Annotated in this window: 22 protein-coding genes; 6 read left to right on the forward strand and 16 right to left on the reverse strand. The window is 61.0% G+C overall.

The window, feature by feature from the left end; all coding sequences use genetic code 11:
- Window positions 1-12: 12 nt before the first annotated feature.
- A complete protein-coding gene (locus AC1Z3V_RS02310; RefSeq protein ID WP_483496992.1) occupies window positions 13-873 on the reverse strand; it encodes a LysR family transcriptional regulator in 861 nt (286 codons plus the stop codon).
- Between the two features lie 54 nt (window positions 874-927).
- Window positions 928-1,134: a hypothetical protein gene (locus tag AC1Z3V_RS02315; protein ID WP_483496994.1), complete on the reverse strand. Its 207-nt coding sequence runs from the start codon at window positions 1,132-1,134 to the stop codon at window positions 928-930.
- A gap of 78 nt (window positions 1,135-1,212) precedes the next feature.
- On the opposite strand from AC1Z3V_RS02315, the gene AC1Z3V_RS02320 reads away from it, so the two are divergent.
- Complete coding sequence (locus AC1Z3V_RS02320) at window positions 1,213-2,505, forward strand: MFS transporter (RefSeq protein WP_483496996.1); 1,293 nt, start codon at window positions 1,213-1,215, stop codon at window positions 2,503-2,505.
- Between the two features lie 47 nt (window positions 2,506-2,552).
- On the opposite strand, the gene AC1Z3V_RS02325 is transcribed toward AC1Z3V_RS02320, so the two are convergent.
- The 8 genes from AC1Z3V_RS02325 to AC1Z3V_RS02360 all read right to left on the reverse strand — a co-directional run bounded on the left by AC1Z3V_RS02325 (window position 2,553) and on the right by AC1Z3V_RS02360 (window position 10,530).
- On the reverse strand, window positions 2,553-3,257 hold the full coding sequence (locus AC1Z3V_RS02325; protein WP_483496998.1) for a gamma-glutamyl-gamma-aminobutyrate hydrolase family protein: 705 nt from the start codon (window positions 3,255-3,257) through the stop codon (window positions 2,553-2,555).
- 123 nt (window positions 3,258-3,380) lie between these two features.
- The gene (locus AC1Z3V_RS02330; RefSeq protein WP_483497000.1) at window positions 3,381-4,343 is read right to left on the reverse strand and encodes an ABC transporter ATP-binding protein; all 963 of its coding nucleotides are present in this window, start codon (window positions 4,341-4,343) and stop codon (window positions 3,381-3,383) included.
- The gene (locus tag AC1Z3V_RS02335) at window positions 4,340-5,251 is read right to left on the reverse strand and encodes an ABC transporter ATP-binding protein (protein WP_483497002.1); all 912 of its coding nucleotides are present in this window, start codon (window positions 5,249-5,251) and stop codon (window positions 4,340-4,342) included. Before AC1Z3V_RS02335 ends, AC1Z3V_RS02330 begins: the two co-directional genes overlap by 4 nt.
- Window positions 5,248-6,069, reverse strand: coding sequence for an ABC transporter permease (locus AC1Z3V_RS02340; protein ID WP_429810334.1), 822 nt, complete (start codon window positions 6,067-6,069; stop codon window positions 5,248-5,250). The genes AC1Z3V_RS02335 and AC1Z3V_RS02340 overlap by 4 nt, the downstream gene beginning before the upstream one ends.
- 5 nt (window positions 6,070-6,074) lie before the next feature.
- Window positions 6,075-7,010 (reverse strand): ABC transporter permease, encoded by a 936-nt coding sequence (locus AC1Z3V_RS02345; protein WP_483497004.1) that lies wholly within the window; start codon window positions 7,008-7,010, stop codon window positions 6,075-6,077.
- An 82-nt stretch (window positions 7,011-7,092) separates the two neighbouring features.
- Window positions 7,093-8,685 carry an ABC transporter substrate-binding protein gene (locus tag AC1Z3V_RS02350; protein ID WP_483497006.1) on the reverse strand — a complete coding sequence of 531 codons (1,593 nt, stop codon included), beginning with the start codon at window positions 8,683-8,685 and terminating at the stop codon, window positions 7,093-7,095.
- A gap of 55 nt (window positions 8,686-8,740) precedes the next feature.
- Entirely contained in the window at window positions 8,741-10,366 is a 1,626-nt protein-coding gene (locus AC1Z3V_RS02355) for an amidohydrolase (protein ID WP_483497008.1), read from the reverse strand.
- 20 nt (window positions 10,367-10,386) lie between these two features.
- Complete coding sequence (locus AC1Z3V_RS02360; RefSeq protein WP_483497010.1) at window positions 10,387-10,530, reverse strand: hypothetical protein; 144 nt, start codon at window positions 10,528-10,530, stop codon at window positions 10,387-10,389.
- Window positions 10,531-10,570: 40 nt separating this feature from the next.
- Between AC1Z3V_RS02360 and AC1Z3V_RS02365 the strand changes: the two genes are divergently transcribed.
- The gene (locus tag AC1Z3V_RS02365; RefSeq protein ID WP_483497012.1) at window positions 10,571-11,512 is read left to right on the forward strand and encodes a LysR family transcriptional regulator; all 942 of its coding nucleotides are present in this window, start codon (window positions 10,571-10,573) and stop codon (window positions 11,510-11,512) included.
- Here the strand turns inward: AC1Z3V_RS02365 and AC1Z3V_RS02370 are convergent, their stop codons facing one another.
- Both AC1Z3V_RS02370 and AC1Z3V_RS02375 read right to left on the reverse strand, forming a co-directional pair.
- Entirely contained in the window at window positions 11,513-12,313 is an 801-nt protein-coding gene (locus tag AC1Z3V_RS02370; protein WP_483497013.1) for a M55 family metallopeptidase, read from the reverse strand. It abuts the gene before it with no gap.
- Window positions 12,314-12,331: 18 nt separating this feature from the next.
- Window positions 12,332-12,454, reverse strand: coding sequence for a hypothetical protein (locus tag AC1Z3V_RS02375; protein WP_483497014.1), 123 nt, complete (start codon window positions 12,452-12,454; stop codon window positions 12,332-12,334).
- A 556-nt stretch (window positions 12,455-13,010) separates the two neighbouring features.
- Between AC1Z3V_RS02375 and AC1Z3V_RS02380 the strand changes: the two genes are divergently transcribed.
- From AC1Z3V_RS02380 to AC1Z3V_RS02395, 4 genes are all read left to right on the forward strand, one after another.
- Entirely contained in the window at window positions 13,011-13,277 is a 267-nt protein-coding gene (locus AC1Z3V_RS02380) for a hypothetical protein (RefSeq protein WP_483497015.1), read from the forward strand.
- A 523-nt stretch (window positions 13,278-13,800) separates the two neighbouring features.
- Entirely contained in the window at window positions 13,801-14,829 is a 1,029-nt protein-coding gene (gene adhP, locus AC1Z3V_RS02385; protein WP_483497017.1) for an alcohol dehydrogenase AdhP, read from the forward strand.
- A 137-nt stretch (window positions 14,830-14,966) separates the two neighbouring features.
- Window positions 14,967-18,821, forward strand: coding sequence for a GH36-type glycosyl hydrolase domain-containing protein (locus AC1Z3V_RS02390; RefSeq protein ID WP_483497018.1), 3,855 nt, complete (start codon window positions 14,967-14,969; stop codon window positions 18,819-18,821).
- 157 nt (window positions 18,822-18,978) lie between these two features.
- The gene (locus tag AC1Z3V_RS02395; RefSeq protein ID WP_483497019.1) at window positions 18,979-21,342 is read left to right on the forward strand and encodes an ethanolamine ammonia-lyase; all 2,364 of its coding nucleotides are present in this window, start codon (window positions 18,979-18,981) and stop codon (window positions 21,340-21,342) included.
- Window positions 21,343-21,510: 168 nt separating this feature from the next.
- On the opposite strand, the gene AC1Z3V_RS02400 is transcribed toward AC1Z3V_RS02395, so the two are convergent.
- The 4 genes from AC1Z3V_RS02400 to cysP form a co-directional block, all read right to left on the reverse strand.
- Complete coding sequence (locus AC1Z3V_RS02400; protein ID WP_483497020.1) at window positions 21,511-22,530, reverse strand: sulfate/molybdate ABC transporter ATP-binding protein; 1,020 nt, start codon at window positions 22,528-22,530, stop codon at window positions 21,511-21,513.
- Entirely contained in the window at window positions 22,527-23,402 is an 876-nt protein-coding gene (gene cysW, locus AC1Z3V_RS02405; protein ID WP_483497022.1) for a sulfate ABC transporter permease subunit CysW, read from the reverse strand. The genes AC1Z3V_RS02400 and cysW overlap by 4 nt, the downstream gene beginning before the upstream one ends.
- Before the next feature lie 2 nt (window positions 23,403-23,404).
- Window positions 23,405-24,226, reverse strand: coding sequence for a sulfate ABC transporter permease subunit CysT (cysT, locus tag AC1Z3V_RS02410; RefSeq protein ID WP_483497023.1), 822 nt, complete (start codon window positions 24,224-24,226; stop codon window positions 23,405-23,407).
- 78 nt (window positions 24,227-24,304) lie between these two features.
- Window positions 24,305-25,291, reverse strand: coding sequence for a thiosulfate ABC transporter substrate-binding protein CysP (gene cysP, locus AC1Z3V_RS02415; RefSeq protein WP_483497024.1), 987 nt, complete (start codon window positions 25,289-25,291; stop codon window positions 24,305-24,307).
- Window positions 25,292-25,300: the final 9 nt, after the last annotated feature.

The raw sequence follows: 25,300 nt of genomic DNA on the forward strand, positions 1-25,300 counted from the left end.
GACGCCTTCCGTCTACGACCGCCTCAGGCCACAATACTCGATAAGGCGCTCCGCCAGCGCGAGCGTGGCGGCACTGGCGTTGTCGCGATAAAAGAGAGCCAGCTCGAAGTCATCAACAGGCGGCATGCGCTCGGCAGCACCTAGCACGCGATGGGAAGGCAGCCTGCAACTCGCGGGCAACAGACTGACGCCAAGACCGGCAGCGGAAGCGGCGGCGAGAGCCGCGAGACTGGCGCTGCTGTAGCTAATGCGCCAGCGTATACCGAGACTGTCGAGCGCCTGGCACAATTCCTCGCGATAGAGACCGTTGAGCGGAAACACTGCCAGCGGCACCGGCAATTGTTCGATCGCCGGACGCACGACGCTGTCCAACCACAGCAGCGGCTCGGGTCTCGCGGCGCGCGGCAATTGCTTGCGGCGCTGCTTGACGAGAATGAGATCGAGCTCTCCCTCCCGGTAGGCAAGTTGCAGATCCGCGCTCAGACCGCTGGTGACATCCAATCGCAAGTGCGGGTGCTGGTTATTGAACGACGCCAGCAGGTCGACCGTCGGCACCGTGAAATCCTCAGGCATTCCCAAGCGGAGCACGCCGTCGCGCCAGGGACCAGCCAAGGCATCATGCGCCTCTTCGTTCAACGCGATGATGCGCCGTGCATAGCTTAGCAACTTGACGCCCTCTTCCGTCAGTTGCACCAGATGCGATGAGCGCTCGAAAAGCGCTTTCCCGAGCATTTCTTCCAGCCGGCGAATTTGCTGGCTGACTGTCGATTGGGAAAGGTTTACTCGCTCGGCAGCGCGGGTGAAGCTGTTGCTTTCGCAAATGGCGACAAAGCTGAGCAACAGCTGGGGATTGAACATGGGATAACGGTTCATTCGTCCCCCGAATGCGCTGGAGCCGGTTGCTGGGCGAGGATGAAGGCCCGTCAGTCAATCGCCGCGTGGTGCGATTCCCAGGCAATCCAGATCACGCGTAGCACCACGATTGAATGCATTGAATTTATTATCTTGTATACAACCTGCATGCAAAGAGAAAAGTTCAGGTTTCACTGCGAAACGATGACCACGCTCCACCGGAGCCGGCCCGAGAAGCTTTGAAGCAGGCCCCATTCCATTCGCTAACACAATGGTTTCCATCGGTTTTCTTAATTTCCGATCGATCAAGAACCTCCCTATAGACGAGGCCATATCGCGCTCTTCGGTCGCGAAGGCGCAGTGCGGTGCGACACTATCCCAAGCGAGCGCTCCTCCTCATGCACCTCATGCGCATCTCACGCCGGTTTCCTGGCCAGGATCGCGTCATCTCTTCTCCGCTATCCAGGATATCGACGGCTCTGGATATCCAATCTCTTCTTCTTCGCGGGCGTGTGGACGCAGACGCTCGTGCTCGGCTGGCTGGTGTTCGACACCACCCGTTCGGAGTTTTCCGTCGCTCTGTTCACGGCGGCAAGACTGGGACCGATGATGCTCGGCCCTCTCGCAGGCGTGGTCTCGGACCGCTTCGACCGGCCCAGGCTGCTATTGGCCGCGTCCGGCTGGGCCTTTACGGTGCTCAGTGCGATTGCGCTTCTCGTCGCACTGGACAAGATATCCTTCTGGGGCCTGGTCTTTGGTGGCTTCTGCATTGGCCTGGCGCAATCTCCTTCCCAGCCGGCGCGTTTCGCACTGGTCGCCGATCTCGTCGATCGCGAGAGGCTCAGCAACGCGAATGCTCTGAACTCGCTTGTGCTGAGCATGACGCAGATGATCGGGCCCGCGCTTGGGGGAACGATGATCGTCGCCTTCGGCGCTGCAGCGGCACTCACCATCTCGGCAGGCTGGTACCTCGTTTCGTTCATGGCGCTCTGGCCGATGAGGAACCTGAAGAGCAGGCGTCAACCCGTTCGAGAAGAAGACCTCGTGAGCCTCGTGGCGGCAGGCTTTCGTACCATTTCCGAGAACGTTCTCCTCAGTTCTGTCCTGGGGGTCACGTTCCTGGCGAATATCCTGCTGTGGCCGATCTACCAAGGCTTCATGCCAGTTATCGCCAAGGAGCATCTGGATCTGACGCCAACGGGGCTGGGCTGGCTCCTGGCATGCGCGGGCACCGGAAGTCTGGCCGGCGCTCTCGTCATCGCCAGTCTCGGAGACTTCCGCTACAAGGGCGGCCTCTTCCTGATTGGTACGGCGATCTGGGGCGGTCTCTGGGCGACTTTCGCATTGTCGTCGTCAATGCCTCTTTCGTTTATTCTCATGGGGCTCATCGGATTGTCGGCGTCGCCGTTCGGTGTCCTGCAGACCACGCTCATGCTGATGATGACAGAACCGCATGTGCAGGGGCGCGTGATGGGCATTCAGGAACTGACCATTGGCGTGATGCCGGTCTCGAGCCTGGTGCTTGGCGCAGCGGCAGAAATCGTCGGTATCGCCAATGTGGCATTGATCAGCGGGACGCTGTTGGTCCTATCACTCACGGTCTTGGCTTTACGCGTCCCGGAACTGCTACGCTACAGCGGCCATGACAGCTGAACATGCGAACGGACGCTGCCTTCGCGATCGGATTTAGATAATCGCGCTCAGCGGGATCGACGGCTTGCGGCTTCCACGAATGCGTCAAATACGCGGGCGCCCGGATGACTTTCGGCATCCAGCAATTCCGGGTGCCATTGAAGGCCCATGGCAAAAGACTGCGCGCCGATCTCGATCGCCTCGACGACTCCATCCGCCGCTCGAGCCGTAACGGTCACGGTGCCGGATACCTCCACAATGGCCTCTCGATGAAACGTGTTCACGGTGAACGTTTCGGCGCCGAAGATATCGGCCGTTCGCGTGCCGGCGACGGCACGCACCTCGTGTGAAATATTTCCCTGGTCGTGAACGAGGGCTTCCGGCCACGAAGAATGGACATCGGAAACCATCCTGCAGCCGTTGAGGCATCCAAGCATTTGCATGCCATTGCAGATGCCAAGCACAGGCTTGTCACGCGCAAGAAACCCTTCCATCAATGCCATATCGACGGCAAGACGATCCGAGGGCGGGTACTGGGATTGGTCCCCTTCGACGTACCAATCCTTCGGAAAGTTGATACGGCCGCCGACGCTCAGGAACCCGTCGAACTCCTCGATGACCTGGCCGACCATGTCAGGGATGTACGGAATACCGAAGGCGAAGGCGCCCGCGCGGCGGAGCGCAGAGAAGTAATTCTTCGAGGTATCATAGCGTCCGCCGCCTGAGCTGGTATTTTCGTCCATGATCACAGCGATCTTCGGCAGGCGGTTCATTGGTTCATCCTGAATTCTGGAAGTTCTACGCATATTTATCCCATCCGGATCACGCGGATAGTCGTTTTCGAACCGACGCCGCCTCTACCTTCGAACGGGAGTTTGCCGACCGCGCTCCACAGGCTAGGCCAAAGCCATCCGGACCCTATGGTTCCCGGCGATTTCGATCAATTCGGATCTGGCGGGGGCCGTAAAGACATCCGGCGCCGCGCTGCCGTCGGAAACGAAGCGGCGGCCGGCAAGCTGCGGCATGCCGGCAAAGCGCTCTTGCTTTGCCGGCGGGCTCAGCGCCGCATCCGGATCGGGAATGGCGGCGATCAACCGCTGCGTATAGGGATGGGTGGGGGCTTCGAAAATCTCGCGCCAACCGCCCTCTTCCACGATCTCGCCGAAATACATGACCAGCACCCGGTCGCTCATGTGCTCGACCACGCTGAGGTCGTGGCTGATCATCAGATAGGAGAGACCGAGCTTTTCCTGAAGGTCGAGCAGGAGGTTGATGATCTGCGCGCGGATCGATACGTCGAGGGCAGAGACCGGCTCGTCGAGCACGACGATCTCAGGTTCGAGGATCAGCGCGCGGGCAATGCCGATGCGCTGGCGCTGGCCGCCGGAGAATTCGTGCGGATAGCGCCCCGCCTGTTCAGGCGTCAAACCGACATTCTTCAGCATCGCCTCGATGCGGCTCTCGATTTCCGAAGTGGCGGTAATCCCGTGCAGGCGCAGCGGCGCGGCGAGCGACGTGCGCACGGACTGGCGTGGGTTGAGCGAGGCATAGGGATCCTGGAACACCATCTGCACCGCCTTCGCCCTCTCCATCCGGCCCGGGGCGCCGGGGCCGGAGAGCGGCTGACCGCGATAGCGGATCATGCCTGCGGTCGGTTCCTGGAGGCCGAGGATGGAGAGCGCTGTCGTCGATTTGCCGCAGCCCGATTCGCCGACGATCGACAGGCATTCGCCCTTGGCGAGTTCGAAACTGATGCCGTTGACGGCGTGAAGCGTGCGCCGCCCGGCGCCGAGCAGGCCGCCGCCGGAAATGGGGAAGCGAACGTGTAGATCGTCCACCTGCAGCAGCGGGGCGGTCATGGCTGGCTCCCTTCGAGTTCGCGCGGCGCGATGAAGCGGCTCTCGGTCAGCTTCGAGCGATCGGCGATGATGCTGTCGATGTCGACGAGCCGCTGACGCCCGTGCTCGCTGCGGCTGCCAAGGCGCGGCAGGGCGCCGAGCAGGCCGCGCGTATATTCGTGCCGCGGGCTTTCGAAGAGTGCCCGCGTCTCATTCTCTTCGACCAGGCACCCCGAATACATCACGCCGACGCGCTGGCAGATGCTGGCGATGACGCCGAGGTCGTGACTGATGAAGAGGACAGCCGTGCCACGCGCCGCGCAAAGCTCCTTGATGAGGCGCAGCACCTCGGCCTGGACGGTAACGTCGAGCGCCGTCGTCGGCTCGTCGGCGATGAGAAGATCCGGGCTGCAGGCGAGCGCCATGGCGATCATCACGCGCTGGCGCAAGCCCCCGGACATCTGATGCGGATAGTTCTTGGCGCGGCGATCGGGGTTCGGCACGCGCACGTTGCCAAGCGCCTCGACGGCGAGCTTTTCGGCTTCCGCCCAACTTTTTCCCTGGTGCAGCACGAACATTTCGGCGATCTGCCGGCCGACGGTCGAAAGCGGGTTCAGCGCGGTCATCGGCTCCTGGAAGATCATGGCGATGCGGTTGCCGCGCAGGCGCCGCATCTCGCGCTTCGGCAGCGCCAGCAGGTTCTGCCCCTTGAACACTATCTCGCCGCCGGACACGGCAAGCGGCCTTTTCAGGAGCCCCATGACCGCGAGCGACGTGACCGATTTGCCCGAACCGGATTCGCCGACGAGACCATAGGCTTCGCCGGGCACGATCTGGAAGGAGACGCCCTTGAGCAGCGGATGGTGGGCGGAGCGGCCGAGCGAAACGCCGAGGCGCAGATCCCTGATGTCGAGAAGCGGCGTCGTCATGGCTTGCGCGTCCTCATATGCGGGTCGAGGCTGTCGCGCAGGCCGTCGCCGAGTAGGTTGAAACCGAGCACCGAAAGGAAGATGGCAAGGCCGGGGAAGAGCGCAGCCCAGGGCGCAAGCTGGATGAGTTGGCGCGCATCGGTCAGCATCGAGCCCCAGCTCGGAAACGGCGGCTGGATGCCCAGCCCAAGGAAGGAGAGTGCGGCTTCCGACAGCACCGCCGACCCCATGCCGAGCGTCGCCATGACGAGGATCGGTCCCATCATGTTGGGCAGGATCTGCGTGAACATGATGCGCAGGTCGCCATAGCCGAGCGTCTGGGCCGCCTGCACATAACCCTGCGATTTCAAGGACAGCGTCGAGGACCGGGCAATGCGGCAGGTCCAGCTCCAGTTGGTGAGGCCGAGGGCGATCAGGAGCGATGGCAGACCAGGGCCGAGCACCGCCATGACGGCGAGCGCGAAGATCAGAGACGGGATGGCAAGCATGACGTTGGTCAGTCCGTTCACCAGATCGTCCCACCAGCCGCCCCAATAACCGGCTGTCATGCCGAGGGTGACGCCGATGATGGAATTGATTACCTGCGAAACGATGCCGACGGTCAGAGAGATCTGCGCGCCGTAGAGGATGCGAGTATAGACGTCGCGTCCCTGCCCGTCCGTGCCGAACCAGAAGGTGGCGTCCGGCGGCAGTTCGGAATTCATCAGGTCCGCATCGAGCACCGGGTCGAAGGGTGCAATCCAGTGGGCAAGGATACCGGCGAGGATGACCAGCGCTGTCAGGGTCGCACCGAGCCAAAAATTGAAGCCGAGGCGCACGCTCGTCACTCCTGCTTGATGCGCGGATCGATCGCGGCATAGACCAGATCGACGGCGGTATTGATGATCAGGAACCAAAGCACGATGACGAGGATCGTGCCCTGGACCACGGGAATATCGCGGATCGCCACGCTATCGACCAGGAGCGAGCCGATTCCCGGCCAGGCGAAGAGCTTTTCGATGACGACGGCCTGGCCGATCAGCGAGCCGAACTGCAGGCCGACCGTCGTGACGATTAGCACCAGCGCATTGCGGGCCACGTGCCAGCGGACCACCTTCACCTCGCTCATGCCCTTGGAATGGGCGGTGCGGATGAAATCGGCGTTCAGTACGTCGAGCACGCCCGCCCGGGTGGTTCGCGCAAGCAGCGCCAGCGGCGTGACGCCAAGTGTCACGGCAGGGAGGACGAGGTTCTGCAACGAGCCGTCGCCATAGCCGAAACTGGGTAGCCAGTTCAGTTGCAGGGCGAAGAGATACATCATCAACAGGCCGAGCCAGAATTGCGGCATGGAGAGCCCCGAGACCGCGCCGACCATCGTCACCGTATCGAGGATCGAACCGGGCCTAAGCGCGGCGAGAAAGCCGAGCGGCACACCGACGACAATGGCAAAGATCATGGCGGCGACGGCAAGCTGCAGCGAAGCGCCCATGCGGTCGTTGATGAGGTCGATGACGGGCTGGCGCGTGCGGAAGCTGGTGCCGAGGTCGAACTGCGCAAGATCCGTGACATAGGTCACGAAGCGCTCCACCAGCGGCTTGTTCAGCCCGAATTCCTCGTTGAGGCGCGCAATCATTTGCGGATCGGCAGCGCGCTTGCCATCCGCAAAGAGGCTGGCCGCGAAGGTGCCGGGCACGACGGAGAAGATGACGAAGATAAGGAGCGCCACCACGACGATCGTCGGGACGACCTGCAGGATGCGGCGCAGGGTAAAGCGAAGCATGAGCGGTTCCATTTTGGCCACCCGGACGGGTGCGACAACTGTTGTGCGGGGCGACCGAAGCCGCCCCCGAACCTCTCAGGCCTTACTTGCGCCCATCCGGCGCCGTTTCGTCGATCCAGATCTCGTCATAGGGCTGGACCGCCAGTTCGGTTGCGTTCGGAACAAGGCCGTGGATCCACGGCTGATAGGCCATGACCGCCTTGTTGTAGTTGAAGAACCAGACCGGCGCGTCGTCCTGCACGATGTTGTTGGCCTGGCGCAGCAGGTCGTTCTGCTTGGCCGGGTCGCGTTCCTGCTGGGCCGCCTCATAGAGCTTGTCGAACTCCGGGCTCGCATAGCTCGCGTAGTTGCAGGCCGACTGCTGCGTCTTGGAATAGTAGCAGCGCAACGCATTCAGCGGATCGGGACCGGAGAGGTTCGACCAGATAAAGGCCTGGAAATTGTTCGACGTCACGGCGTCACCAAGCGCGGAACTTTCGACGGGTTTCGGCTTTACGGTGATGCCCACCTTTTTCAGCATCGGCAGGATCGCTTCGACGATCGGCACGCCCCAGCTTTCATTCGGGCTTGCCGTCACTTCGAACTCGAAGCCGTCGGCATAGCCGGCTTCCGCCAGGAGGGCCTTCGCCTTTTCCGGATCAAAGGCATAGGGCGCCTTGTCCTTGTCGAAGGCAGGCGAGGAAATCGGCAGCCAGCCGGAGGCAGGATATGCCTTGTTCTTCACGAGACGTTCGATGATCAGCGGCGCATTGATCGCGTGGTTGATCGCCTGACGTACCCGTTTGTCCTTGAACGGTTCGAAGGCGGGGTTAAAGCCGATATTGCGCGTATAGACCTCGGCGACTTCGAGCAGGTGATCCTTCAAGGCATCGTCGCCCTGATAGGCCTGGTACTGGGTGGGCCCGAGGATGGAGACATCGATTTCCTTGTTGCGGAAGGCGACGTCGCGGGCCGCGTCTTCGGCCATCAACACGATATTGATGCGGTCGAGATAGGGCTTGCCCTCTTCGTAATACTTGTCGAACTTCTCGACGACGACCTGCGAACCCGGCACATGCTCCTTGAAGACAAAGGCACCGAGGCCGACCGGGGTCTTGGCGAAGCTCGATTCATCCGCGACATTCGACGGATAGATCACCGTCGTGTTCTGCATTAGCGGGAAGCCTGGATTGATCGGTCCGGTATAGGTGATCTCCAGCGTGTGGTCATCGATCTTCTTGAGACCGGAGATCTCCTCAGCCTTGCCGGCGATGTATTCTTCCGCGCCTTTGATGACGGCAATATAGCTGGCGCCCGGGAATGCGTTCTTCGGATTGGCGATGCGCTTGTAGCTGTAGATGATGTCGTCGGCCGTCAGCGGCTTGCCGTTGTGGAAGACGGCATTGTCGCGCAAGTGATAGGTGTGCACCGTGCCGTCTGCGGAGACCTCTTCCGAGCTTGCCAATTCCAGCACCGGCTTGTTCTGGATCGAGTCCCAGCTGTAGAGCGCGCGGTGGATCGCCTGGGTGATGAATTCTTCCTGCGTGTTCGGGCTTGCCTGCACGTCGAGCGTGGCAAAGCTCGAGCCATAGGGTGCAGTGAAGACGAGCGTGCCGCCATGGCGCTCGCCGGCGGCCAGCGCCCCGGTAGCCACGCCCAGGCTGAGCATTGCGGCCAGTGTCAATCTTTTCAGCATGCTGTTCTCCCTCTCGTGCCGTTTTCGGCTTTGCGTCGATCAGTCCGGCAGGCCGTCAGCGCGCGTCATGCGCGATGCGGCCTGCAAGCAGGGTCATCAGGCAGCGCGTGCCTGAGAGGATGGTCTCCGCCGGCGCCTCCAAGAGGTCGTTGTCGAAGACTGCGATGTCGGCCCATTGGCCCGGCACCAGCTTGCCCTTCACGTCCTCGGCTTTTTGCGAATAGGCGCCGTATTCCGTATAGGCCTGCAAGGCCTCCTCGCGGGTGAGCTTCTCCGCCTCCACCATCACGGTACCCTTGCCAGTTTTGCGCGTGATCATGGCGTGCAGGTTCGGGAAGGGATCGGGCGAGCAGACAGGAGAATCCGAGCCGGTTGAGGGCTTGAGGCCCATGCGCATCCAGGTGCCGATCTGGTAGGAGGCCTTGCCACGCTCTTCGCCAAGCACGGAAACGTAGCTGTCGCCGAAGTCGTGGATGAAGGCCATTTGCGGAGCGGGAAGGATGCCGGCAGCCTTCATGCGCTGATCTTGCTCGGGCGTCGAGAAGCCACAATGCTCGATGCGATGACGCCGGTCCGGATCGGGATTGGCGGCAAGCGCTTTTTCATAGGCGGTGACAAGCTGCTCGATGGCGCCGTCACCGATGGCGTGGCAGGCCATCTGATAGCCCCGGTCGTGGCAGGACTTGATGATCGCCTGGACGTCCGCATCTGGCAGCATCTGCACGCCGATATTGTCGGGCTCACCCAGATAGGGTTTCGTCATCCAGGCGGTGCGCCCGCCGGCCGAGCCATCGAGAAAGATCTTCACCGCGCCGACGCGCAACATGTCGTCGCCCGCGCCGGAAATGAGCCCTGCACGCCAACAGTCCTCGACAATCGAGACACCGGGATCGCCGAGCAGCGTCAGCCAGACACGCACCGGCAGGCGGCCGGAAAGCTTGGCCATCTCATAGGCCTGAATTTCGGCAAAGCCAGCGAGTTGGCCGACCGCCGCATCCATGCAACTTGTGATGCCGAGCGAGAGAAGATAGCGCCCTGCCCGCTCGATGCCGTCGATCAATTCCTCCGTCGTCACCTCGGGCATGGCGGCTTTGATGAGGTTCTGCGCGTTTTCGGCGAGGAAGCCGTTGAGACGGCCGTCAGTGGTGCCAATCACGCCGCCCTCCGGCACCGGCGTCGCCTCGGTAACATCGGCCAGCCTCAGTGCCTGCGAATTCGCGATGGCGACATGACCGCAGGCGCGGGTCAACAGCACGGGATGATCCGGCACTGCGCGGTCGAGCTCCTCGCGGGTCGGATGTCTGCCGACATCGAGCTTGACCTGATCATAGCCGCGCGCCCGTACCCAGCTGCCCTTCGGCGTGGCGGCAGCGCGTTCGGCAAGCTTCTCCAGCAAGACGGCAAGCGTCGGCGCGGCGGCAGGCGTCGCATCGACCCAACCCATGGTGATACCGGTGGAGATGAGGTGCAGATGGTTGTCGATGAGGCCGGGGCTGGCGAAACGGCCTTCAAGGTCGATGACCTCAGTGCGCGGCCCCTTGAGGCTCAGCATATCGTCGTCGCTGCCGGTGGCCAGAACCTTGCCTTGCCAGATGGCGAGAGCCTCGCTGATCCCCTCCTCCCGTCCCCGCCAGATTCGACCATTGTGCAGGATGAGATCGGCGTGAAGTTGCAAGGCCATTAACAATCCCCCTTTTGTTATCAGCCTGGCTTCGCGGCCGCCTCCGCCGCCGTGAAATCAGAACTGTTTGCCTTGAGCGCAAGGTGAAAGGTTTGATTGGATTTGGCCAATTCGCTTTTAGCAAAAGCCGATGCAATATCGGCATAGCGATTTCTTTCTAACAACTTATGATCCCCCGCAACTCTCACGCACAAGGAGTTGGGCATGGAGATCAAGTGGCTGGAAGACTTCGTGACGCTTGCCGACACGTGGAGCTTTTCGCGTGCCGCCGAGCTGCGCAACGTGACCCAGCCGGCCTTCAGCCGCCGTATCAAACAGCTCGAGGCTTGGCTCGGCGCAACGCTGATCAGCAGGGCCACCATGCCGGCGGAACTGACGCCGGCAGGTCGCAATTTCCTCCCTATCGCGCAGGAGGCAATCCGAACTTTTTACGCGGCGCGTGAGTCGCTACGGCCGTCTCACGAAGAAGGCCTCGTCCGCTTCGCCGCGCTCCATACGCTGACGGTAACGATCTTCCCGCGCTGGCTCAAACTCCTGGAAAAAGCCGGCGGCGCCTTCAGCACCTCGCTGATGCCGGACCGCGGCGGCATCGAAGCCAATCTTGACGCCCTTATCGGCGACGAGGCGGATTTCTTCCTGACCTACGCCCATTCGGAGGTTCCGTTCCATCTCGACCGCGGACAGTTCTCGTCGCTCACGATCGCGCATGACCGGTTGATCCCGCTTGCCGCCGCTAACGTTTCCATGGCCGGAAGCACACAGCCAGGGCTGCATATTCTCGACCGCGCCGTCGCACAGCCGCGGCTCGCCATTCCCTATCTGAGCTACGGATTCAACTCGTTTTTCGGTGTCGCCCTGTCACGCCTCATGCTCCGTCGCCCGCCCTTCCGGCGCCGAACGGTGCACGAGAACACGATCAGCGCCGGTCTGATGAACATGGCGGTGACAGGTGCGGGCGTGTGCTGGCTACCGGAGAGCCTCGCACGCGACGTGATCGAGACCGGAGGCCTCGTGCCGGCGTCTGCGGATACGGGTTGGAATCTCGACCTCGAAATACGCCTCTACCGTCACGCCGCGACGCGCAGCCGCAGGGTCGAAGACCTCTGGCAAACGGCAAAGCTGCTGCTGGAACGCGAGCCCGCCTGATCAGGCTTTCAGGAAGACCAGTGCGCGCAGGATTTCCGCAAAATCCGCGTGCTTGAAGGCGACGGCCCGGGGGCCGTGCGCATAGGCACCGGGATACCAGCCGGCACGATAGGCATCCGTCGGATTGTTGAACTCGATCACCACCTCGTAGCGCTCGGCCCTATTGGGCAGGGCCTGCGCGAAATCACCGGAAAGCGCCTCCGCTACGCCTTCGCGGATGAGTCGGCGCGACCACGCCGGAGAGATCGAGGTCGCGGAACGACCTTTGCCTTCCAGCGTTTCCACGGCTTTCAGCCCCGGCATCATCGCCCGCGCCTCAGAACAGATGCCCGCATCGCCGGCAAGGAAGACCGATGGCACGCCGTAGCCGGCCGCACAGAGCGCGTTGACGGTGAACTCGGAGGCGACCTCGCCATTCAGAAGCAGGCGCGAGATGCGCATGGTGGAGGTATGGGCGAGCGGGTTGTCCTCGCTGCCGGCCTTGGAGTGATAGCCCGTATAGATCGCCGCGGCGAAGCCGGCATCGAGGCCGAACATCATGGCATCGGGATGACCGGACCAGCCGCGCACGATGCGGACGTAGTCCGGCAGGCGGTCGACAATGAGGTTGCGGCCGCTGTCATGGGCGTCTTTCACCACCACTTCGGTCACGCCGGCAGCGCGCGCACCCTCGCAGGCAGCAACCACCTCGGCGGTCATCAGGGCGCGGAATTCGGCCCAGTCGGCGTGGGTGCGCTCGGCCTCATCCCAATGCGCGATGCCGGCAGTGCCTTCGATGTCGGCGGAAATGAAGACCTTCATGGGTGCGTTCTCCTTCAGTCAATCGGCAAGAACAAGGTCGACGCGACCGTTTCGAGTCGGCGTCTCAGAGGCCATGCAGAGCGCGTTCAGAACCGGCGTGGTCTCGGCGGCCGCGCGGGAGGCAAAGTCGATATGGGTCATCGGAGAGGCGCTTCTGGCTGGCCATCGTGTTGTTGGCATGGGACATTGGTGCAACTTGCCTTCACTGACCAATTCAATTTGGGCAGAACTCCATGCAAAAATCGCCTAATTCATTATATTTCAATTACTTATCTGCCCACTCCGGAGATAGACATCCCCGCTGGCCGACAGACGGTCGGGCTCTCGCCGACATCGCCTTCGTCTGTCGCCGACGGCAGCAAGCCTCGCCCGCGACATTCGCACTAGGAGTAACATCGATGGCAGAGCGCGTGATCTCCGAGAGCTGAAGCCCTGCGCCACACGGGCTGCCCTCGCCCCATAGCGACCCACTGGATTTAAGATCCGGCTGCTGGGTGTCCCCGTTGTCCCTCGACAACGCGACCATCGACGGCCGACACTTCCCCTCGCGCTTCACTCGGCCCGCCCATCGTCGGGAACCCGTTCTCGTCTTGCAGCGTTTCCTCTTTCTCCGGTGCTTTCACGCGTCGGACCGCAGGAGAAGACCTGGGTTAGGCAGCAGAGGGACCACAGGTCAGAGCAAAGGACATGAGACGATATGGGTTTGGTACAACTCGGCCGGGCTCGCCTTGCAATGGTGCTTCCACGGCATCGCGAACTTCTGCGCATCACAAAGAACCATGAACTCTACGATCTGTTCGAGGCCTATGCCCGCGAATCGATGACACTCGACAACCTTTTGCGGCAACTTCCACGCCGCGAGAAGCAAGTATCGGAGCATCAGCAAACCTGTCTGGATCTGCAGACCGAAGTGGTAGCGCTGCTGGCGCGGCTGACGGAGGGGGTCAAACCGGGCGCGGTGTAACATTCTGTCCCGCAGGCGCCGAGGCTCGCGCTCCGGGCATTTAAACCGTCCAACTTCCCAAACAACGCCGACAGCGCCAAGCGGCGACAAAGGTGCATGATCGAGCGGGAGTATGCGCCGGCGATCACAACGGTCGCAAGTTGCAGAGCCGGTTGTCGAACCAGGACAACAGGTTTAAAATTCGCTCCGCTAATGACGGTATGCCTCTCGCCGAAGTTAAATTCATATGGCGCCAAAGAACTGGTGACGACAGTTGTCGTGAAGCTTTCGCCTGAAAACAGCGGTCAGACAGGCAACCTGGAATTATATTGGACGACCATGTCAGTGGCCTCCCCATTGTTGGCGATGAAAGCCCGCTCGCGGATCTTATCAGCGGCGGGGAAGAACCGCACGGATGCTCGCCGGAGTGCCCGCAGTGCCGCGGCGTAGTTAAAAGCAACTCGGATTCGTATCCGCAATAGCCAGTACTGGCACTACTGCCCACGAAATACGTCGAAGTCATACAAGCTGGAGGAGCATGGAAATGGCAAAGACGATGAAGGCGGCTGTCGTTCGACAGTTCCGCGCTCCGCTTACCATTGAAGAAATGGCCGTTCCGACACCCGGAGCAGGACAGATACTGGTCAAGTACGAGGCGACAGGCGTGTGCCACACGGATCTCCACGCGGCCAATGGCGACTGGCCGGTAAAGCCATCACCGCCTTTTGTACCCGGACATGAGGGCGTTGGCTTCGTCTCAGCGGTCGGAGCCGGCGTGAAAAGGGTGAAGGAAGGCGATAGGGTTGGAGTGCCTTGGCTGCACACCGCCTGTGGTTATTGCTCTTACTGCCGGACCGGGTGGGAAACACTGTGCGCCTCGCAGTCCAACACAGGCTACTCCGTGAATGGAACCTTCGCAGAGTTCGGACTGGCGGACCCGGATTTCGTCGGCAGCGTTCCAGATAAACTGGAATTCGGTGCAGCCGCGCCAGTCCTTTGCGCGGGGGTTACCGTTTACAAGGGTTTGAAGGAAACCGAGGTCCGTCCCGGGGAGTGGGTGGCCATCTCAGGTGTCGGCGGTCTGGGCCACATGGCCGTACAGTATGCCAAGGCGATGGGCATGAATGTCGTCGCCGCGGACATTTTCGAGGAAAAGCTGGCGCTGGCAAAACAGCTCGGTGCCGACATCGCAGTCAACGGCAAGGCCGAAGATGCTATCGAGCAGGTAACGCAAGCAACCAATGGCGGCGTTCATGGTGTCCTTGTGACCGCGGTATCTCCCGCCGCGATGGAACAAGCCTTCGGCTTCATGCGGTCGAAAGGGACGATGGCACTGGTCGGCCTTCCTCCAGGAATGATGTCCCTGCCCGTGTTCGAAACGGTCCTGAAACGCATCACCGTGCGCGGATCGATCGTCGGCACACGTCAGGATTTGGAAGAGTCACTGGTGTTTGCCGCGGATGGAAAAGTGAAACCGCATTTCTCCTGGGATCGCCTTGAGAACATCAATGAGATCTTCCATCGGATGGAGGCGGGCAAGATCGACGGCCGTATCGTCATGCGGCTGCATTGACTTGCACCCCCGGGCCACCCGGAGGAATTTCAGCACCGGTCTAGTTGAACGGGAGGCTCAGATGGCCTTGCCCGAACAACATCAATGGACCGACCTCTGACTTGAAGCAAGCTGCTATCGATTTGAGGGATCTCGCGATGGCCCGGTCGATTGACAAAACTGAAAATCTGGCTTCCCCGCATCGAGCAGGCTCGGCTGCCGACACTGCCCTGCTTTCGAACGGTAGCTATCATGTGCTCCTCACAGAGAATGGGTCAGGATACGCAAGCTGGCGCGGCCTCGATGTCACGCGTTGGCGTGAGGATGTTACGCGCGATTGCTGGGGCCACTTCTGCTACATCCGGGATCTCGACAGCAATGATGTCTGGTCAGTCGCCGGGCAACCGATCCAGCGGCCGGACGCAAAATACGAGCATGCCTTTCATGGCGACCACGCAGAGTTTCTGTGTGCGGTCAACGATATCGAAATCACCTCGCAGATATGCGTCGCGGTAGATTGCGATGCCGAAGTGCGCTTGCTTCAGTTCGTCAACAGAGGAACTGCGACAAGGAAACTTGCTGTAACGAGCTACTGCGAAGTCTGCCTGAACGGTCGTCGCGGCGACAGTGCGCATCCCGCGTTCGCCAAGCTTTTTGTCGAAACCTGGTTTGCCCCGGAAACGACTGCGTTGTTCGCAAGGCGACGGCCGCGCAGCGCCTTCGACAAACCGAGCTTTGCGGTGCACGTTTCGGCGTCAAGCCAAAGCGGCGGTCCTTCGGTCGAGTACGAGACAGATCGCAACCGATTTCTTGGCCGAGGCGGAACGCCATCGAACCCCGGCGCCCTTGAGACCGGCCAAAGCCTTTCAGCGACGACGGGCCCTGTCCTTGATCCGATCTTCAGCTTGCGCAGGGTTGTGGTATTGGAACCCTCCGAGACTGCGCAACTCGCTTTCGTGACGGGTGCGTCTGAGGGGGAAAACGCTGCACTGGCGATTGCGAGGCGGTTTTCAGATATCGCGGCGGCAGGTCGGGCACTGTCACTCGCGATGGAAAGCTACACCAATGCGGACGCCACTTTCATGCTTACGGCCGACAAGGTGGCCGACTACTATCAACTCGCAGGAGCCTTGGCCCGTTCGAATCCTGACCTTCGGAATGGCGGCGTTCATGGTGAGCCGCCCCTGGAGATCGGCGTGTTGTGGTCGAACGGGGTCAGCGGCGAACTTCCTATCCTGCTGCTGCGGATCGACCAAAAAGGCGGAAACTCGCTTCTCCGGGATGCCCTTGATGCGCATGCATTCCTGACCGGGCATGGCCTCGCCTTCGACCTTCTTCTGCTCGACGAGAGTGGTGAAGATGAGACTGCGCGATTGCGCGAACAGATCGCAGAAAGCCAGCAAGAAGAACTCCTCGATAAACCGGGTGGAATTCACGCCGTTTGTGGCGCCAAAATTCCGAGCACTGCGATTGCGACGATCGTTGCCGCCGCGCGTGTCGTCCTTGCTTCTAGCCTTGGGTCGCTTGCCGCTCAGATCGCGCCGAGGACAAGCGTTCCACTCTCTGCTTTGCGGCCCGAAACACCCCCCCGCCGCCAACGAGGACAGCCAAGCGAAACTCCAACGGGCCTTCTTTTTTGGAACGGACATGGGGGCTTCACTCAAGAGGGCCGTGAATATGTGATCGCCGCGCAGCGCGTAACACCGGCACCATGGTGCAATGTTATCGCCAACCCCGAATTCGGCTGCATGACGAGCGAAAGCGGCCTTGGATATACCTGGGCGGCCAATAGCCAACTGAACAGGCTTACCCCATGGTCGAACGATCCGGTTTCAGACCCTCCGGGCGAGGTCGTCTATCTGCGTGATGATCGGACCGGAGAGATCTGGACGCCGACCCCGCTGCCGCTCGGACAATCGTGGTCCACCACTGTTAGCCATGGGCAGGGCTATACGCGCTATGAAGGCGCCAGCAGGGCCCTTCACCACGAAATGACGGTGCATGTTCCCGTCTCTGCCCCGCTCAAGATCATCCAGCTTGTCATTCGCAATGAGGGAACCGAAGCGCGCGCGCTTAGCGCAACCTACTTCATTGAGTGGGTGCTCGGAACCTTGCGTGAGGACGCTTCGGCGCGGATCGCCTGCGAGCATGACACCAAGACACACGCGATCATCGCCAGACACATCTGGCAAGGTCCATTCGCGGGACGACTGGCATTTGTTGCATCAAGCATACCCCCACGATCATTCACCTGCGATCGCAGCGAGTTCCTGGGGCGCAACGGCTCCGTCATGCAGCCCCTCGGGCTGAGTGGCTCCGAGCTGAGCGGATCCACCAACGGCTTGAGCGACCCGTGCGCTGCGCTGACAGTCGAGATGTCGGTCTTGCCTGCCCAGAGCGTCGAGCTTGTGTTCGTGCTCGGGCAAGCAACCAGTCGCGACGACGTCCGCAGGCTCGTTCGGGAATATGCCGAGCCGAATGGCGCACGGCGTTCTCTGGAAGCCGCCACCCGGCAATGGGACCAGACCCTGAGTGCGATCACGGTTCGCACGCCAGATAACGCCTTTGACCTCATGATGAACCGGTGGCTGCTTTACCAGGTACTGGTTTGCCGTGTTTGGGCGCGGACCGGGTTTTATCAATCTGGTGGGGCGTATGGTTTTCGAGACCAGTTGCAGGATGTCTTGGCGTTGGTTCACTGTGCGCCCCAAGAGGTGCGTGCGCACATCCTGCGCGCCGCGGCGCGCCAGTTCACGGAAGGCGACGTTCAACACTGGTGGCACCCGCCGACAGGCGTTGGTGTTCGGACCCGCATCACCGACGACCTCTATTTTCTCCCCTATGTCGTCCAAAACTATGTGTCGGTAACAGGAGACTACGCGCTTCTAAGCGAGCGCGTGCCTTTCATCTCGTCGCCGGTCCTTACGGACGAGCAGGAGGAGAGCTTCGGCGTGCCCGAGATCTCTTCCGAGACGGCAACGCTTTATGAACATTGCTGCCGCGCCCTTGAACGCGGTCTTCGCACCGGTCGTCATGGCCTCCCGCTGATGGGGACAGGCGACTGGAACGACGGCATGAACAAGGTGGGCGCGGAAGGCCTGGGCGAAAGCGTCTGGAACGGGTGGTACTTCCTGACCGTCCTGAAGTCGTTCGCCACGTTGGCAACGGCCAGGGGAGACAACGAACGGGCCGCATGGTGCGAAGAGCGAGCCGAGGCGCTGCGCGTTTCACTGGAGACACACGCCTGGGACGGCTCCTGGTACCGCCGCGCGTACTTCGACGACGGCACGCCGCTTGGCTCCTCGGTGAACGATGAATGTCAGATCGACGCCATACCTCAGGCGTGGGCCGTCATATCGGGTTCTGCCGACGCAGAACGTGCTTCAAAGGCCATGCAAGCGGTATGGGAACGATTGGTTCGTCCAGAAGACAAGTTGATCCGCCTATTTGATCCACCGTTCGACAAAGGAGCTCTGCAGCCGGGCTACATCAAGGGCTATGTTCCGGGAATTCGGGAGAACGGTGGTCAATATACCCATGCGGCCGCATGGGTTGTACTGGCAACCGCACTGTTGGGGGATGGAGACAGAGCGTTTGAGCTCTGGAGCATGCTTAACCCTATCAATCATGCTCTCTGCGGCGAAGACTCTGAGCGCTACGTGGTCGAACCCTATGTCGTGAGCGCTGATATCTACGGTGCAGCCCCCCATACAGGCCGCGGTGGATGGACCTGGTACACCGGATCGGCCGGCTGGCTCTACCGCGTCAGTCTCGAAGCGATCCTCGGCATCCGCCGGCAAGGCGGGCAGCTCTTTATCGAGCCCTGCATGCCTACCAATTGGCCGGGCTTTGAGGTCGACTTCCGATTTGGATCGGCGACCTATTGCATCAAGATCAGCAGGAAACGGGGGCACCGACGAACGCTCATGATGGATGACGAGGAACTCCACGACCTCAGCGTCCCGCTCGCGGACGACGGGCGAAACCATCAAATCCTCCTGATTGTCGGCTGACCATGTCGGAGCTCTTGTCGACAGATCCAGAACTGGGCGGAAGCCGACCCCGGGCAGGGATTCGCTCAGTGCAATTCACGACATTGGCGGCAGGTTACAGGTCCGCTGCAACGTTCAATCCAACGCGGTACCGACCCTTTGCAGAAAGGAAGTGGCCATGACGAAGGGCCCGTTCTCTCATCAGCATGCCGGACCATCCGGAGTATACAGAAGAGACCTCCTGATCATTGCCGGAACTGCCGCTGCCGCGCTCGCGACCTCCGGCCACGGAGCGGCAGCAGCGCCGCCTGGCGAAAAGGCGATCCGGATTGAGGACATCAGGCGCGACGAGGATGTCTTTACCTACCTCAACAGGATCAAAGGCGGCTTTGATCAAAAGGCCTACCAGCAGGTGATCGGCGCTGCCAACGAGTTCAAGGAGGGGGACCAAACGATTGGCGTGGGCGCCGAAGACGACGCGACGCGGCGCAATGCACGCGCTCTGCTGACAAACACCAAAATCGGGGACCTCTACGGGCATCCATTGTTCGAGGACAACTTGCAGCACCTGATCTGGCAGACCACCGACCAAGCTCAATTCGAAAAGGTCAAAGACTGGACGATGGGACGACTGAAAGAGTTTCTTCTGAACGAACCGGAAGAAAACATCAAAGCGGTTATGATTGGGCTGACCAGCGATACCATCGGATGCGTCCCGAAACTGATGAGCAATGAGGAGCTCATCTCCGTCAGCAACAAGATTTTCAATCCGATGCCCGGCACAAAGTTGGGTGCGAAAGGGTATATGGGCGCCCGGATTCAACCGAATTCCCCCACAGACCACCCCGAAGACATTGTCTGGCAGGTGTTTGATGCGTTTTCCTATGCGACCGGCGATATCGTCATCGGCACCAATCCGGTGGACAGCACGGTGGACAGCGTCGTCACCGTTGAGCGAGCGCTCAAGGACATCGTCGATACGTTTGCGCTCGGTGACGTAATCCCCTGGTGTGTGCTCGCGCACATCGACGTTCAGGGCGAGGTCGGCGAGGATTTCCCAGGAACGGTTTCAACCATGTTCCAAAGCCTTGCGGGAACGGACGACTGCAACAAGATCTTCGATATTACGAACGACAAGATCCTGAAGTATGCGCGCGCCAAGACTGGCGAACGATATGGCCTCTACTTCGAAACCGGGCAAGGCTCGGAATTCACCAACGGCGTCGCAAACGGCGTCGATATGATGGTTCTTGAGGCCCGCAAATACGGGTTCAGCAGGGCGGTCGGACTCGAACTCGCAAAAGTTCAGCCCAGAGGCCCATGGCTTCACGTCAACGATGTCGCGGGTTTCATAGGTCCGGAGGTCTTCAAAACTCGCGAGCAGCTCGTCAGATGTTGCCTCGAAGATATGGTCATGGGCAAGCTCCATGGGCTCACCATCGGGCTCGATATCTGCACGACCTTGCATATGACAGTCAGTCTCGAAGACCTGGATTGGTGTCAGGACCAGGTCCTTCCAGCCAACCCCGCCTATCTAATTGCGCTGCCGACCAAGAACGACCCGATGTTGAGTTATCTCACCACATCGTTCCAGGACCACGTGCGGGTCAGAGAAAAGTTCGGTTTCAAGGTCAACGATGCGATGTGGGAATTCTACAAGCGTATTGGGATCGTTGGCGAGGATGGCAAGTACACGGCGAACTACGGTGATCCTCTCTGGGTCTACTATCAGTACCGACTCGCCAAAGGTGACGGAAGAACCAAGGACGCCGTCTATGCCGAAGGCCGTGAGAAAATGCGGGAGGTCGAAGAGCGAGGTGTCGACCTTGCAACGGGTCACGGAGCGGAAATCTGGGATCTCAACCCGGCGCTCGCAGCCAAGGTGAAGAGCCTCTACGACGACGCCAAGCAATCCCTTTGGGCTGAACTGACGCCCGAATTCATCGCCGCCGTGCCCAACGCCGTGCTGGTGCGCACGCTCTCCAGAGACCGCAACGATTACATAGCCCACCCGAGCACGGGCGAGACGATCAGCCCGGAAACAGCCGCGGAGATTGAGAAAATACGGGATCTCTGGGGCAGTGACATACCGAAGGGCCAGATCGTCATCTCAGACGGACTGAACGCCAAGGCCATTATGGATGAGGGACACCTCGCCCCCTTCCTCGAAGAAATGCGCAGGCTTCTCTCGGACGCGGGTGTCTCGGTGGGGGACAAGAACATCGTTGTCACAAGCGGAAGAGTTCGGGCCGGCTACCGCATCGGCGAGATGCTTTACGCGAAGGCTGACCCCGACAGCCTAAGAGGAATCCTCCACATTATCGGCGAACGCCCCGGCACCACGCATCACGCCTACTCCGTCTATATTACGGTCGCAAAGGGCAAGCGATGGGCAGAGAAGAATATCGACCACGACATCACGAGGCTCGTAAGCAATGTCGCGGATACGGCCCTGGATCCGAAGAAAGCCGCCAGGGAAACCCTGACCATTATCCGGGAGATCGTCGGCAAAGAAGTCAATGGCAGCCGTCGATACGGATAACCCTGCCTGGCTTCTATCGAGGGTCTCGGCCGCGATAGCCAACCGCGATCAGTAGCCGGAACGGGATCTCCATGCGCACCGGCGGCGCAATTAATGCGCCGTAGCCAGACAGTGAGCCGCCGAAGTTCGGCACGCCGGCTCGAACCATCAGAACATGGATCGCACCGTCTAGGCGGCAAAGACCTTGGCACGGCGCAGCGTAACGAAACCATTGTCGCCGGATGTCACGGCGCGTTCCGGTTCCAGGTCGAGTTCCAGATGCACGCCGTCGCGAGTGGTCGCAATCACCCGGCGACCGCCCGGCCGGTCCATGACCCGACTGATCGTGGCCGCGATGCCTGCCCCTTGCGGCGCCCAGTCAAGATCACCGGGACGGGCGTAGAGTTCGGCCTTGCCATCTGCCAAACCCGCCGCGTCGATCACCGCGCCATCGGCATAGGCCTTGCCGTCGCGCACGTCGGCGGCGAGCATGTTGGCATCGCCCAGGAACTTCATGACAAATGCCGACTTGGGGTCGCGGCAGACCGCCTCCGGCGTTCCCTGCTGGACGATGTGGCCATCCTTCAAGATCACGACGCGATCGGCGAGGTCGAGAGCCTCTTCCTGGTCATGGGTGACGAAAAGCGTCGTGATGCCGAGCGTGGTGTGGATCTCGCGCAGCCAACGGCGAAGCTCGCGCCGGACGTTGGCGTCAAGCGCGCCAAAAGGTTCATCGAGGAGAAGCACTTTTGGATCGACCGCGAGCGCACGGGCAAGCGCAACACGCTGACGCTGTCCTCCGGAGATCTGCGCCGGAAACCGGTCACCCAGCCCTTCGAGGCGTACCAACCGCAAGAGCTCCGTCACCCGCGCATGGATCGCGGCCTTCTCGCGTTTCACCTTCGACACGTCCATGCCGAAGGCAATGTTTTCCGCAACGGTCATATGTGGGAAAAGCGCATAATGCTGGAACACGAAGCCCACGCCGCGGTCGCGCACCGGGATGTCGGTCGCATCCTGATCGCCGAAATAGATGTGGCCGCTATCGGCGAATTCGAGGCCTGCCACCATGCGCAGGATGGTCGTCTTGCCGGAGCCGGAGGGCCCGAGCAGCGCGACGAGTTCGCCGCTCTCGACCTCCAGGGAGACGTCCTTGACGGCGCGAAAGGTCTCGAAAATCTTGACGACATGATCAAGGCGGATCTTCATGATGTTTTCTCCGCAGGATTGACTGCCGGACGGACACGGCCCGCGCCGCGGCGCTCCAGCGCCACCTTGGCAATGATGGTAAAGACGGCGATGAGCGCCAGAATGGACGCGGACGCGAAGGCACCCGCCGCCTGGTAGTCGTGGTAGAGCAGCTCGATATGGAGCGGTAGCGTGTTGGTTTGGCCGCGGATATTGCCGGAAACGACCGACACCGCGCCGAACTCGCCCATGACACGAGCATTGCAAAGGACGACGCCATAAAGCAGCGCCCATTTGATGTTTGGCAGCGTAACGGAGAAAAAGGTGCGCCAGCCGGATGCCCCGAGCGAAGTCGCGGCCTCTTCGAGATCCCTGCCCTGGGCCTGCATGAGCGGAATAAGTTCGCGAGCGACGAACGGCGCTGTGACGAACATCGAGGCCAGGATGATGCCGGGGATGGCGAAAAGGATCTTAATACCGTACGCGTCGAGCGTCGGGCCGAATAGGCCTTGCAGCCCGTAGACGAAGAGGTAGGCGACGCCCGCAACGATCGGTGAGACCGAGAACGGGATTTCGATGACGACCAACAGGAAGGCTTTGCCGCGGAAGTCGAATTTGGCGATGGCCCAGGCCGCGGCGATACCGAAGGCGGTATTGACCGGAACGGCAATGAGCGCGGCGAGCACGGTCAGCATGATCGCGTGCCGGGTGTCGGGATGAAGGATCGTGTCGCGATAAACCTGCCAGCCCTTGGCAAAGGCTTCGACGCCGATGATCAAGAGGGGTGCGAGGATGAGGAAGGCACCGACGACAAGGACGATGCCGATCAGAATACGACGGAAGAATGGTCCGTCGCCGACGCGGGGCGGGGTGCGGCCGGCTCTTTTTCTCACGGTCAGGTCCTCAGCGTGTAGCGCAGCGCTCTTGCCTGCAGCCAATTCGTGATGCCGAGCATCAAGAAGGCTGCGAACAACAGGACAGAGGCGATCGCGGCAGCGGCCTGATAGTCGTATTCCTCCAGCCGAATGAAGATCAGCAGGGCGGTAATTTCGGTCGACATCGGCTGATTGCCGGCGATAAAGATGATCGCGCCGAATTCGCCGAGGCAACGGGCGAAGGAGAGGGACACGCCCGCCAGAAGCGCTGGCGTGAGGAGCGGTAGAATGACCTTGCGGAAGATCGCCCAATCCGAGCCGCCAAGCGACTGGGCCGCCTCTTCCAGCGACGGGTCGAGATCTTCCAGGACCGGCTGCACCGTTCGCACGATGAAGGGCAGCGATGTGAAGCACATGGCGATCATGATGCCGAGCGGAGTGTAGGCAACCTTGACGCCGAAGTTGCTGAGGATCGAGCCGAAAAAGCCGTTCGTCGTGAAAAGAGCCGTCAGCGAAATGCCGGCGACTGCGGTGGGCAACGCAAACGGCAGATCGACCATCGCGTCAACGATACGCCTTCCCGGAAAGCGATAGCGCACCAGAGCCCAGGCGAGCGCCAGACCAAAAAAGAGATTGAAGACGGTCGCGGCAAGTGCGGCGAGCACTGTGACCCGATAGCTCGCGAGAGCCCGCGACGACGAGACGATCTGCCAGTAATCGGTAGGGCCAAGGCTCGCTGCCTTGAACACGAGTGCTGCCAGCGGCAGGACGACGATCAAGCTCACATAGAGCAGCGTCACACCCAGCGACAGGCGTAATCCGGGCAGGACATTGCGTCTCAAACGGTCATTTCCTTGTCATGGTGAAACCCGGCAAACGGTTCGTCCGCCGGGCTGGCTGAAAGCGAAATCGGGTGGCGCCTAGCGGCTACCGTAGAGCTTCTCCAGAACGCCGCCGGAGGCGAAGTGCTCGGTCTGGATCTTGCCCCATCCGCCAAAGACATCGTCGACGTTCACCAGGCGGATTGCCGGAAATTGATCCTTGAACGCGCCGGCAACCTTCTCGTTGCGGACGCGGTGGCCAAATTCAGCGGCGATGCGCTGGCCTTCTTCGGTGTAGAGGAAATCAAGATAGGTCTTGGACAGGGCTTCCGTGCCGTGCTTCTCAGCGACCTTTTCGACGACGGCAACGGGAAATTCGGCGAGCAGGCTAACCGATGGGATGACGCTCTCGACCTTGTCGGCACCGTACTGCTTGACGATGCTGCGGGTCTCGGCCTCAAACGTGATCAAGACATCGCCGGTCTCGCGTTCGACAAAGGTCGTCGTGGAGGCGCGGCCGCCGGTGTCGAAGACCGGAACGTTGTCGAATATCTTGGTGATGTAGGCCTCGATCTTCGCTTCGTCGCCCTCGTAAGCCTCCTTGGCCCAGGCGTAAGCGGCGAGATAGGTGTAGCGGGCGTTGCCGGAAGTCTTCGGATTGGGGAAGACGGCGTGGACATCGTCGCGCGCCAGATCGCTCCAGTCCTTGATATTCTTCGGATTGCCGGCGCGCACCAGGAACGACGGGAAAGAATAGAAGGGCGAGGCATTGTTCGGGAAAGCCTTGGCCCAGTCCTTGGCCACGAACCCGTTCTTGGCCAGGAACTCGATGTCGGTGGTCTGGTTGAAGGTCACGACGTCGGCCTCAAGACCTTCGAGGATCGAGCGGGCCTGCTTCGAGGTGCCGGCGTGCGACTGGTCGATCGTCACGCCTGGATGCTGCTTGATGAACGCCTCGTTCTCGGCGACGAAAAGCTCTCGCGAAACGTCGTAGGAGGCATTGAGGAGCTTCGTAGGCTCCTCGGCCAGCGCGGGAGTCACGAAGTGCGCGGCAAGGGTAGCGCCGAGAATGAGGAGGCGTTTCATGCAATTCTC

It is taken from the genome of Ensifer sp. 38_S197 (assembly GCF_056924495.1).

Excerpts from the sequence above, each read along its gene's own strand:
- AC1Z3V_RS02315 (WP_483496994.1), bottom strand. The coding sequence starts at position 1,134 with ATGGAAACCATTGTGTTAGCGAATGGAATGGGGCCTGCTTCAAAGCTT.
- AC1Z3V_RS02380 (WP_483497015.1), top strand. The coding sequence starts at position 13,011 with ATGGGTTTGGTACAACTCGGCCGGGCTCGCCTTGCAATGGTGCTTCCA.
- AC1Z3V_RS02330 (WP_483497000.1), bottom strand. The coding sequence starts at position 4,343 with ATGACCGCCCCGCTGCTGCAGGTGGACGATCTACACGTTCGCTTCCCC.
- AC1Z3V_RS02335 (WP_483497002.1), bottom strand. The coding sequence starts at position 5,251 with ATGACGACGCCGCTTCTCGACATCAGGGATCTGCGCCTCGGCGTTTCG.
- adhP (WP_483497017.1), top strand. The coding sequence starts at position 13,801 with ATGGCAAAGACGATGAAGGCGGCTGTCGTTCGACAGTTCCGCGCTCCG.
- AC1Z3V_RS02400 (WP_483497020.1), bottom strand. The coding sequence starts at position 22,530 with ATGAAGATCCGCCTTGATCATGTCGTCAAGATTTTCGAGACCTTTCGC.
- AC1Z3V_RS02310 (WP_483496992.1), bottom strand. The coding sequence starts at position 873 with ATGAACCGTTATCCCATGTTCAATCCCCAGCTGTTGCTCAGCTTTGTC.
- AC1Z3V_RS02395 (WP_483497019.1), top strand. The coding sequence starts at position 18,979 with ATGACGAAGGGCCCGTTCTCTCATCAGCATGCCGGACCATCCGGAGTA.
- AC1Z3V_RS02355 (WP_483497008.1), bottom strand. The coding sequence starts at position 10,366 with ATGGCCTTGCAACTTCACGCCGATCTCATCCTGCACAATGGTCGAATC.
- AC1Z3V_RS02375 (WP_483497014.1), bottom strand. The coding sequence starts at position 12,454 with ATGACCCATATCGACTTTGCCTCCCGCGCGGCCGCCGAGACCACGCCG.
- AC1Z3V_RS02390 (WP_483497018.1), top strand. The coding sequence starts at position 14,967 with ATGGCCCGGTCGATTGACAAAACTGAAAATCTGGCTTCCCCGCATCGA.
- cysP (WP_483497024.1), bottom strand. The coding sequence starts at position 25,291 with ATGAAACGCCTCCTCATTCTCGGCGCTACCCTTGCCGCGCACTTCGTG.
- AC1Z3V_RS02370 (WP_483497013.1), bottom strand. The coding sequence starts at position 12,313 with ATGAAGGTCTTCATTTCCGCCGACATCGAAGGCACTGCCGGCATCGCG.
- AC1Z3V_RS02345 (WP_483497004.1), bottom strand. The coding sequence starts at position 7,010 with ATGCTTCGCTTTACCCTGCGCCGCATCCTGCAGGTCGTCCCGACGATC.
- AC1Z3V_RS02325 (WP_483496998.1), bottom strand. The coding sequence starts at position 3,257 with ATGAACCGCCTGCCGAAGATCGCTGTGATCATGGACGAAAATACCAGC.
- AC1Z3V_RS02350 (WP_483497006.1), bottom strand. The coding sequence starts at position 8,685 with ATGCTGAAAAGATTGACACTGGCCGCAATGCTCAGCCTGGGCGTGGCT.
- AC1Z3V_RS02365 (WP_483497012.1), top strand. The coding sequence starts at position 10,571 with ATGGAGATCAAGTGGCTGGAAGACTTCGTGACGCTTGCCGACACGTGG.